Raw genomic sequence first — 8,605 nt, 5'->3', positions numbered from 1 at the left:
CTGGCCGACCCCCAGCGCCGCCACCTGCTGACGCGCTGTGCCCGCCAGGCCTGGAAGGCGCGCATGCGGCAGCCCCAGCCGTGGATGGCCATGGGGTCGAGGGCGAGGGCGATGTCGAGGCGGCGCTCGGCGTCGAGGCGCTGCCGATCGTCACCGACGTGAGCCGCGCCGAGTCGGTCCAGGCGCTCGCCGAGCCGCCGTGCATGGTGCTCGTCGACGGCAATCGGGCGCCGCCGCAACTCGGCTGTCCGGCAGAGACCATCGTCGACGGCGACGCGCATTCCTATTCCATCGCGGCGGCGTCGATCCTGGCCAAGGTGACCCGCGACCGGCAGATGGCGGTGCTGGCGGCGGTCAACCCCGGCCCGGGCGGTCCCGTCAAGGCCGCCGTCGCGCTGGCCGGCATCGCAGGAGCCTCCACCCCGGGCTTCGCCAACCTCGACCGCGACGAACTGCACGCACAGCTCCTCGACGCCGGCCGCCGGGTCCTCGGACTGCGCGCACCCCGCCGAGTTTCAGCCCCCACAGATGGTTCAGCCCCCACAGATATAGAGGAGAGTCATGACTGACCAGAGCAGGGCACAGAAGGTCGCACTGGTGACCGGCGGCGGCTCGGGCATCGGCGCCGGCCTCGTCGCCGGCTTCGTGCGCCAGGGCGCCGAGGTGATCTTCCTCGACATCGTCGACGCGGACTCGCAAGCCCTGGTCGCCGAGTTGTCGAAGGACGCGGCCATCGCGCCGGTCTACAAGCGCTGCGACCTGATGGACATCGACGCGCTGAAGGCGACCTTCGCCGAGATCGGCGACGTCGACGTGCTGGTCAACAACGCCGGCAACGACGACCGGCACAGCCTGGCCGACCTGACGCCCGCCTACTGGGACAACCGCATCGGCGTGAACCTGCGCCACATGGTGTTCGCGGCCCAGGCCGTGGCCGGCGGCATGAAGAAGCGCGGCGGCGGCGCCATCATCAACTTCGGCTCGATCAGCTGGCACCTGGGCCTGGAGGACCTTGTCCTCTACGAAACCGCCAAGGCCGGCATCGAGGGCATGACCCGCGCCCTGGCCCGCGAGCTGGGCCCCGACGACATCCGCGTCACCTGCGTGGTGCCGGGCAACGTCAAGACCAAGCGCCAGGAGAAGTGGTACACGCCGGAAGGCGAGGCCCAGATCGTGGCCGCCCAGTGCCTGAAGGGCCGCATCCTGCCGGATCACGTCGCCTCGCTGGTGCTGTTCCTGGCCTCGGACGACGCCTCGCTCTGCACCGGTCACGAGTACTGGATCGACGCCGGCTGGCGCTAGGGCTTGCTCCCTTCCCCCTTGATGGGGGAAGGGTTGGGGATGGGGGTGATGTGGCGGTTCGGCCGCCGATGTCCTATTCACCCCCACCCTACCCTCCCCATCGAGGGGGAGGGATTTGAAGAGGCTGATATGACCGCTGAAGTCACCTGCGTCTGGGATCTGAAGGCCACGCTGGGCGAAGGCCCGATCTGGCACCGCGACACCCTGTGGTTCGTCGACATCAAGCAGCGCAAGATTCACAACTACAGCCCGGCGACGGGCGAGCATCTCAGCTTCGACGCCCCCGACCAGGTCACCTTCCTGGCGCCGATCGCCGACGCTGGCGGCTTTGTCGTCGGCCTGAAGACGGGCATTCACCGCTTCCACCCCGCGTTCGGCTTTCGCTCGCTGATCGAGGTCGAGGACGCCGCCCTCGACAACCGCCCCAACGACGCGACGGTCGACGCCAACGGCCGGCTGTGGTTCGGCACCATGCACGATGGCGAAGAGAACAAGAGCGGCTCGCTCTACCGCATGGACGCCGAGGGCGTGGCGCGGATGGACAAGGGCGTCTGCATCACCAACGGGCCCTGCGTCTCGCCGGACGGCAAGACCTTCTACCACACCGACACCCTGGAAAAGACCATCTGGGCCTATGACCTGGCCGAGGACGGCGCGCTGTCGAACAAGCGCGCCTTCGTCCACGTCAAGCTGGGCGACGATATCTATCCCGACGGCACGGTCGTCGATTCCGAGGGATGCCTGTGGATCGCTCTGTGGGGCGGCTTTGGCGTCATCCGCGTCTCGCCGGCCGGCGAGATCGTCGGCAAGATCGACCTTCCCGCCCCCAACGTCACCAAGGTCTGCTTCGGCGGGCCGGACCTGAAGACCCTGTTCTTCACCACCGCCCGCAAGGGCCTCAGCGACGAAACCCTGGCCCAGTATCCGCTGGCCGGCGGCCTGTTCGCCGTCGGGGTCAATGTCGCGGGCCAGCCCCAACACGAGGTTCGCCTTGCCTGAACGCACGCCCCGCCGGTTCCGGTCCCGCGATTGGTTCGATAACCCCGACCACATCGACATGACCGCGCTCTACCTGGAGCGCTTCATGAACTACGGGATCACGCCGGAGGAGCTGCGAAGCGGCAAGCCGATCATCGGCATCGCCCAGACCGGCAGCGACATCTCGCCCTGCAACCGCATCCACCTGGACCTGGTGACGCGGATTCGGGACGGGATCCGCGACGCCGGGGGCATCCCCATGGAGTTTCCGGTCCATCCGATCTTCGAGAACTGCCGTCGCCCGACGGCGGCGCTGGACCGGAACCTCTCCTATCTCGGTCTCGTCGAGACCCTGCACGGCTATCCGATCGACGCCGTGGTGCTGACCACCGGCTGCGACAAGACCACCCCGGCGGGCATCATGGCCGCCACCACGGTCAATATCCCGGCCATCGTGCTGTCGGGCGGTCCGATGCTGGACGGCTGGCACGAGGGCGAGCTGGTCGGCTCGGGCACGGTGATCTGGCGCTCGCGCCGCAAGCTGGCGGCCGGCGAGATCACCGAGGAAGAGTTCATCGACCGCGCCGCCAGCTCGGCGCCGTCGGCGGGCCACTGCAACACCATGGGCACGGCCTCGACCATGAACGCCGTGGCCGAGGCGCTGGGCCTGTCGCTGACCGGCTGCGCGGCGATTCCCGCCCCGTACCGCGAACGCGGCCAGATGGCCTACAAGACCGGCCAGCGGATCGTCGACCTGGCCTATGAGGACGTCAAACCGCTCGACATCCTCACCAAGAAGGCCTTCCAGAACGCCATCGCCCTGGTGGCGGCGGCGGGCGGCTCGACCAACGCCCAGCCGCATATCGTGGCCATGGCCCGTCACGCCGGCGTCGAGATCACCGCCGACGACTGGCGCGCGGCCTACGACATCCCACTGATCGTCAACATGCAGCCGGCCGGCAAGTATCTGGGCGAGCGCTTCCACCGGGCCGGCGGCGCGCCGGCGGTGCTTTGGGAGCTCCTGCAGCAAGGCCGCCTGCACGGCGACGTCCTGACCGTCACCGGCAAGACCATGGGCGAGAACCTGCAGGGCCGCGAGACGACCGACCGCGAGGTGATCTTCCCCTACCACCAGCCGCTGGCCGAAAAGGCCGGCTTCCTGGTGCTGAAGGGCAACCTGTTCGACTTCGCGATCATGAAGTCCAGCGTGATCGGCGAGGAGTTCCGCAAGCGCTACCTGTCGGAGCCCGGCAAGGAAGGCGTCTTCGAGGCTCGCGCCATCGTGTTCGACGGGTCAGACGACTACCACAAGCGGATCAACGATCCGGCCCTGGAGATCGACGAGCGCTGCATCCTGGTGATCCGCGGCGCCGGTCCGATCGGCTGGCCGGGCTCGGCCGAGGTCGTGAACATGCAGCCGCCGGATCACCTGCTGAAGAAGGGCATCATGAGCCTGCCGACCCTCGGCGACGGCCGCCAGTCGGGCACCGCCGACAGCCCCTCGATCCTGAACGCCTCGCCCGAGAGCGCGGTGGGCGGCGGGCTCTCGTGGCTGCGCACCGGCGATACGATCCGCATCGACATCAACACCGGTCGCTGCGACGCCCTGGTGGACGAGGCGACGATCGCCGAGCGCAAGAAGGAAGGCATTCCGGCCGTCCCGGCGACCATGACGCCCTGGCAGGAGATCTACCGCGCCCACACCGGCCAGCTCGAGACCGGCGGGGTGCTGGAGTTCGCGGTCAAGTACCAGGACCTGGCGTCCAAGCTGCCCCGGCACAACCACTGACGATAGAAGCCCTCGGAGCGATCCGGGGGCTTTCTTCTTGGCCTCTGGTCTTGGCGCGAACGGCTTGCCAGGATGCCGTCCGGAGGACGCCGCCTTGCAAGACTTCGAACCGCTCTTCGTCGCCGCCCAGCAGGCCAGGACCGCCGGCCATCCCGACCAGGCGCGCGACCTCTACGCCAAGGCCGCCGGCAAGGCGCGGGAGGTCGGCGCCGCCGTTCCCCTGGCCCACGCCCTGCGGCATGTCTCGGACCTGGATCGCGAGGCGGGAGAGGCCGAAGCGGCGCGGACCGCCGCCGACGAGGCAGTCGCCCTCTATCGCGCCAGCTCCGAGGCAACGGACCTCGACCTCGCCAACGCCCTGCGGCTCAGCGCCTTGGCGCGGGAAGCGCTGGGGCAAGCCGCGACCGACCTCTGGCGCGAAGCGGGCGCGCTCTATCTCGACGCCGACGTCGAGGCCGGCGTCGAGGAGGCCGAGCGGCGGCTGGGCGTCCGCGCCGCTGGCGAGGATAGCGCCGACGCCTAGTTCGGCCCGCCCGCGTTGAAGTCGAACTGCTCGGGCCGCGGCTTGCCTGCGCCGAAGGCATAGCTGAAGCCGAAGAACACCGAGCGGACATTGGCCGAGCGGCGCGTGCGGTCGCGCAGGGCGGGCGTGTCGACGACCGTGACCTCGCTGAAGTCGTCCAGCACGTCCTGGGCGGTCATGACGAACGACAGCTTGTCGTTGACCTTCCGGCGATAGCCCAGGTTCACCATCTTGAACGGCTCGCGATAGCCCTGCGGCGTCAAGCGCTTGCCCGAAGTGAAAGCGTTCAGCTGGAAGAAGTCCTTGGGCGTGGCCTGCCAGTTCAGGTTCGCGCGGCCCGACAGCGCCGTGCCCGAGCGCGTGCCGGAAAAGCCCAGATTGGCCGCGTCGATCTCGTTCCAGAACAGGTTGCCGCTGAGGTTATAGGTCAGCTTCGGCGACAGGCGTCCGTTGGCGACCAGCTCCAGCCCGCCCGCGCGGCTCTTGCCGAGGTTGGCCTTCGAGGTCAGGAAAACGCCGCCGCCCAAGTCGCTGACGACGTCCGTCACACTGTCGCGCGTGTCGCGGAAATAGGCCGTCGCCAGATAGTAGGCTTGGCCCTTCCTGTACTGCCAGCCCAGCTCGTAGGAGTCGGTGATCTGGGGCTTCAGGTTGGGGTTGCCCTGCCGATAGTTGAAGGGGTCCAGATAGACCCGATAGGGGTGCAGGTCCTGGGCGCCGGGACGCTGGACGCGGCGGCTATAATTGGCGCTGAGCGTCTGGTTCTGGCTCAGCGTGTAGCCGGTGTGCAGGGTCGGGTAGACGCGGAAATAATCGTTCTGAGCCGTGGCGCCGTGCGTCACGTCGTTGACGTCGATCTGCACCTGCTCAGCGCGCAAACCGCCCTGGACCGTGAAGTCGCCGAACGGCCGCTCGTAGGTGACATAGGCCGCGTAGGCGTCCTGGTCGTAGTCGTAGACGTTGGTGCGGTTCGGATCGACGATCAGCCCGCCCGCCGTCGGGCCCGAGGCGCCGCGGTTCTTGTAGGCGTTGCTGGCCAGCTCGAAGTCGAGGCCGGTCTTCAGCTTGACGTCCTTGGGCAGCGGCTTGCTGTAGTCGACCTTCAGATTGGCGCGGTTCTGGAAGACATCCATGCCCACGCGTTCGTACTGGTCGACGCCCGGCGTGTTGCGGGTCAAGGCGTCGAAGTCGCGCGTGAAGTCGGTGATCTCGTACTCCACGTGCGTGGTCAGGGTGTGATCCGCGCCCTTGAACTGGCGACGCCAATCCGCGCTGGCCGCGCCGGTGTCGCGACGCATCTCGCCCAAGAGATCGCGGACGTAGGCGCGCGACGGCGCCCCAGAGGCGGCACGCGCCGCGTAGGTCTCCCGGACGTCCGAGTTGAAGTCCATCCGGCGGAAGCGCAGCTCGCCGCTCAGGCGGTTGCTCTTGTCGAGGTCATAGTCGAGCGCGCCGCGCAGATTGGTCATGCCGCCCGTGTTGTCGGCGTCGGAGGCCTGGGTGCTGACGCGATAGCCGCCGCTGGCCGCATCGAGCGTCGAGCGCTCGATCAGCTGACGGCCTTCCTGCTTCTCGTGACGATAGCTGGCGTCGCCGGTCAGGGTCAGCTTGCCGGCGCGGCGCGTGGCGCTGATCCCGCCATTGTGGCGTCCCAGGGTGTCGACATTGAAGCGCGCCGTGCCGCTGGTCCCCGGCTTCTGGGTCCTCTTGGTGATCAGATTGATGATCCCGGCCGTCCCGTCGGGGCGGTAGGCCGCCGACGGATTGGTCATCACCTCGACGCGGTCGATCTGGTCGGCGGGCATCGACTGCAGGGCGTCGCCCTTGCCCTCGCCCGTGAACTGGCTGCTGGGCTTGCCGTCGATCATGATCGTGACGTTCGAGTCCCCGCGCAGGCTGACATTGCCCTGCACGTCGACCTCGACCGATGGGATGTTGCGCAAGGCGTCGGCGACCGAGCCAGTCTTGGCCGAGAGGTCGTTGGCGACGCTGTAGCTGCGACGGTCGATCGAGGCGCGCATCGCCGTCGAGTCCGAGGTGATTGTCACCCCCTCGACCGCCGTGGGGGCGTCCTTGGCCGCCGGTTTGGGCGCGGCGGGCGTGGGCGCGGTCTGGGCCTGGACCAAGGTCGGCGACAGCACGGCGACCGCCGCGAGCAAGGCGTACTTCAAGCGCAAGATCGTCCCCACAAGACCGGCGGCGCGCCGGGCAGGGGCGGGCCGAAGATTACAAAACGTACATCTGTAAAATCTAATACCTCGCCCTTAGACCCCTGTTCCACCGCCGACACAAATGTCTTTTCCGCAATGTTGGCTCGGCTGCTATCGATGGCGTCGGAGGTGAGTCCCATGCGCCAGCAAACGGTCGCCAGAACCTGCGCTTGCGTGCTGATACCGGTAACACTAAGGTCGCGCCAACCAGAGACCCTTAAGGGGTCGTAGGGGCGTCAACGGGCCCAAGAAGGCTCAATGGGAGGAAACCTGTGGCAAGTGTATCCAACGCCGGCCCCAGCGCGGGCATGAGCGCTGACGGGACGAAGGTGAACATGGCCTTCGTCGCCGCGATCGTCGCGGTCGCCACGATCGGCGGCTTCATGTTCGGCTACGACAGCGGCGTCATCAACGGCACGCAAGAGGGCCTGAACAGCGCCTTCAAGCTCACCGAGTTCGGCACCGGCCTGAACGTGGCAGCCATTCTGATCGGCTGCGCCATCGGCGCGTTCGCGGCGGGCCGCCTGGCCGACGTCTGGGGCCGCCGCACCGTGATGATCATCTCGGCCGTGCTGTTCATCATCAGCGCGCTCGGCACCGGGGCCGCGCACACCTCGACCATCTTCGTGATCTTCCGCCTGATCGGCGGCCTGGGCGTCGGCGCGGCCAGCGTGCTGTGCCCGGTCTACATCTCGGAAGTCACCCCCGCGAACATCCGCGGCCGCCTGTCGTCCGTGCAGCAGATCATGATCATCACCGGCCTGACCGGCGCCTTCGTGGCCAACTACGCGCTGGCCCACACCGCCGGCAGCTCGACGGCCGACTTCTGGCTGGGCCTGCCGGCCTGGCGCTGGATGTTCTGGATGCAGGTCATCCCGGCCGGCGTCTTCTTCCTGTGCCTGCTGGGCATTCCGGAGAGCCCCCGCTACCTGGTCGCCAAGGGCCAGGACGCCAAGGCCGAAGCCATCCTCTCGCGCCTGTTCGGCGCGGGCGCCGGCGCGGCCAAGGTCGCCGAGATCCGCGCCTCGCTGAGCGCCGACCACAAGCCGAAGTTCTCGGACCTGCTGGATCCGGTCAGCAAGAAGATCCGGCCGATCCTGTGGGCCGGTCTCGTGCTCGCCGTGTTCCAGCAGCTGGTTGGCATCAACATCGTCTTCTACTACGGCTCGGTGCTGTGGCAGTCGGTGGGCTTCACCGAGGACGACAGCCTGAAGATCAACATCCTGTCGGGCGCGCTGTCGATCCTGGCCTGCCTGGCCGCCATCGCCCTGATCGACCGTATCGGCCGCAAGCCGCTGCTGCTGATCGGCTCGGTCGGCATGGCCGTGACCCTGGGCGTCCTGACCTGGTGCTTCTCGACCGCCACCACCGTCAACGGCGCCCTGCACCTGGACGGCAGCGTCGGCCCGATCGCCCTGGTCGCCGCCAATCTCTACGTGATCTTCTTCAACCTCTCCTGGGGTCCGGTCATGTGGGTGATGCTGGGCGAGATGTTCCCGAACCAGATGCGCGGCTCGGCCCTGGCCGTCGCCGGCTTCGCCCAGTGGATGGCCAACTTCGCCATCTCGTTCAGCTTCCCGGCCATGGCCAAGGCCAGCCTGCCGGCGACCTACGGCTTCTACGCCGTCAGCGCCGTGATCTCGTTCTTCCTGGTCCAGAAGCTGATCCACGAGACCCGTGGCCGCGAACTGGAAGCGATGGAGGGCTAACCGGCAATCCTTCCCCGCTAGGGAAGGATCTAGAGTACTCAACGCCCGGAAGCCTGCGCTTCCGGGCGTTTTCTTATGCCTCGAACCCGAATGA

General features: G+C 67.8%; 6 protein-coding genes and 1 pseudogene. 6 read left to right on the top strand and 1 reads right to left on the bottom strand.

Going from position 1 to position 8,605, the window contains the following annotated elements; genetic code table 11:
* The 5 genes and pseudogenes from Q0379_RS02535 to Q0379_RS02515 all read left to right on the top strand — a co-directional run.
* Window positions 1-569, top strand: a pseudogene (locus Q0379_RS02535) (hypothetical protein); the annotation flags it as partial.
* Window positions 562-1,302 (top strand): D-xylose 1-dehydrogenase, encoded by a 741-nt coding sequence (gene xylB, locus Q0379_RS02530; RefSeq protein ID WP_299003932.1) that lies wholly within the window; start codon window positions 562-564, stop codon window positions 1,300-1,302. The pseudogene Q0379_RS02535 and the gene xylB, both read left to right, overlap by 8 nt.
* A 129-nt stretch (window positions 1,303-1,431) precedes the next feature.
* The gene (locus tag Q0379_RS02525; protein WP_299003930.1) at window positions 1,432-2,301 is read left to right on the top strand and encodes an SMP-30/gluconolactonase/LRE family protein; all 870 of its coding nucleotides are present in this window, start codon (window positions 1,432-1,434) and stop codon (window positions 2,299-2,301) included.
* Entirely contained in the window at window positions 2,294-4,069 is a 1,776-nt protein-coding gene (gene xylD / locus Q0379_RS02520; protein WP_299003929.1) for a xylonate dehydratase XylD, read from the top strand. The genes Q0379_RS02525 and xylD overlap by 8 nt, the downstream gene beginning before the upstream one ends.
* Window positions 4,070-4,163: 94 nt before the next feature.
* Window positions 4,164-4,592, top strand: coding sequence for a hypothetical protein (locus Q0379_RS02515; protein ID WP_299003927.1), 429 nt, complete (start codon window positions 4,164-4,166; stop codon window positions 4,590-4,592).
* On the opposite strand, the gene Q0379_RS02510 is transcribed toward Q0379_RS02515, so the two are convergent.
* Entirely contained in the window at window positions 4,589-6,763 is a 2,175-nt protein-coding gene (locus Q0379_RS02510) for an outer membrane beta-barrel family protein (protein ID WP_299003925.1), read from the bottom strand. The genes Q0379_RS02515 and Q0379_RS02510 overlap by 4 nt on opposite strands.
* A 311-nt stretch (window positions 6,764-7,074) precedes the next feature.
* Here Q0379_RS02510 and Q0379_RS02505 point away from each other — a divergent pair, with 311 nt between their 5' ends.
* A complete protein-coding gene (locus Q0379_RS02505) occupies window positions 7,075-8,511 on the top strand; it encodes a sugar porter family MFS transporter (RefSeq protein WP_299003923.1) in 1,437 nt (478 codons plus the stop codon).
* Window positions 8,512-8,605 lie beyond the last annotated feature (94 nt).

It is taken from the genome of uncultured Caulobacter sp., from assembly GCF_937900395.1.
Taxonomy (GTDB): domain Bacteria; phylum Pseudomonadota; class Alphaproteobacteria; order Caulobacterales; family Caulobacteraceae; genus Caulobacter.
This window is presented reverse-complemented; position numbering and strand designations above follow the sequence as displayed.

What these genes read in the sequence shown, in the direction of transcription:
- xylB (WP_299003932.1), top strand. Translation starts at nt 562, where the DNA reads ATGACTGACCAGAGCAGGGCACAGAAGGTCGCACTGGTGACCGGCGGC.
- Q0379_RS02525 (WP_299003930.1), top strand. Translation starts at nt 1,432, where the DNA reads ATGACCGCTGAAGTCACCTGCGTCTGGGATCTGAAGGCCACGCTGGGC.